Source organism: Pseudomonas sp. GM78 (genome assembly GCF_000282475.1).
Taxonomy (GTDB): Bacteria; Pseudomonadota; Gammaproteobacteria; order Pseudomonadales; family Pseudomonadaceae; genus Aquipseudomonas.
Genome location: NZ_AKJF01000186.1, coordinates 1 through 1,310 on the forward strand (window position 1 = coordinate 1; position 1,310 = coordinate 1,310).

The window sequence follows — 1,310 nt, forward strand, 5'->3', positions numbered from 1 at the left end:
CTGGACGTGTAGTCGAACAACACGACTTTACGATCTGGCGGACCGCTGGTTTGTACCCACATCCAGGATTGGCTGGTCGGGTCTCGACCTGGCTCTTTCAATACTTGAACACGGGTTTCATCGCAATGGATCACCGGGCTTTCCAGTAATCGGTCGCGCATTAGGTTCAGCAGTGGCTGAAAGTGTTCGCTGCACTGCATCACCCAGCGCGCCAGTGTTTGCCTTGGTATATCGATACCGTGTCGACTTAACACCGTCTCGAAACGATGCAGCGGCAAGCCGTCGACGTACTTGGTGGTCAGCAACATGGCCAGAACGCTCGGGCTGGCCATGCTCTTTTCGATCAGTTGAGCCGGTTTGTCGGCGGTGACCGGTACCGTTTCGCAGCCACGGCAACCGTAAACCTTGCGAATATGTTTGATGACACGGATCTGCATCGGCACGATATCCAGCTGTTCGCTGATTTCTTCGCTGATCACATGCTTGCGGCAACCGCAGGCACAGGTCAGTTCGTGCTCGGGCAGTTCGTGGATGACTTCGATACGCGGCAGATCGGCCGACAGAGGCTTGCGCTTGCCGCGACGTGGCGCCGGAGCCACAACTTCTTCGTCAGCGTCGCCGACGGAAGGCATCGGCTCGCTTTCGGGCTCATTGAACAGTGCCAATTGCGGGATATTGGGTTCAACGGTCTGCTCGGATTTACGATTGAACAGGCGGTCGCGCAGCAGCTTGATCTGTTCTTTCAGATCGACGATATGAGTCTGGTAAGCCTCAGCCGTAACCTGCTGACGGCTGAGCGCCTCAAGCAACATTTGCTTGAGCAGAACAGGGTCATCTGGGAGGTCTTCGGGCATTAAATTCATGCCCGGATTATACCGGTCAGGCGACGAATCTTGGAGTCAAAACTTGATGAGGGCGGTTGCGCCACAGGTCAAAACCGTCGAGCAGCCAGTTCAGCTCCTGAACCGTCAACACGATGGCCTCGTCGGCGGCATCGGGTGATGTTTTAAAACGCTCAGACTCCAAGCGCTTAAGCCAAAGGCAGAAGCCATTGCGCTCCCAGTAGAGGATTTTCACCCGGTTACGGTGGCGATTCAGGAATACAAAAAGCACGGGGTCGAACACCGCCACTTTTATGTCCAGCTCGACCAGCGCAGCGAGTCCATCAATGGACTTTCTGAAGTCCACGGGCTTGGGGTAGAGATAAACTTTTTCAACTTTGGCGTCGGGTCGCATCATGACGAGCTGGCCTCCTGAGAGAATCGGGAGCACAGCATCCGGCATCAGCTAAGCGCTTTGAATGTGGGGTT

The 1,310-nt window shown here is 55.3% G+C and carries 2 protein-coding genes; both read right to left on the minus strand.

What is annotated here, in order from left to right; all coding sequences use genetic code 11:
• A partial coding sequence (tnpC, locus tag PMI35_RS06025) for an IS66 family transposase (protein ID WP_008064317.1) occupies positions 1-863 on the minus strand: 863 nt, incomplete at its 3' end.
• Positions 864-879: 16 nt separating this feature from the next.
• Complete coding sequence (gene tnpB, locus PMI35_RS06020; RefSeq protein WP_008064319.1) at positions 880-1,239, minus strand: IS66 family insertion sequence element accessory protein TnpB; 360 nt, start codon at positions 1,237-1,239, stop codon at positions 880-882.
• Positions 1,240-1,310 lie beyond the last annotated feature (71 nt).

Excerpts from the sequence above, each read along its gene's own strand:
- tnpB (WP_008064319.1), bottom strand. The coding sequence starts at position 1,239 with ATGATGCGACCCGACGCCAAAGTTGAAAAAGTTTATCTCTACCCCAAG.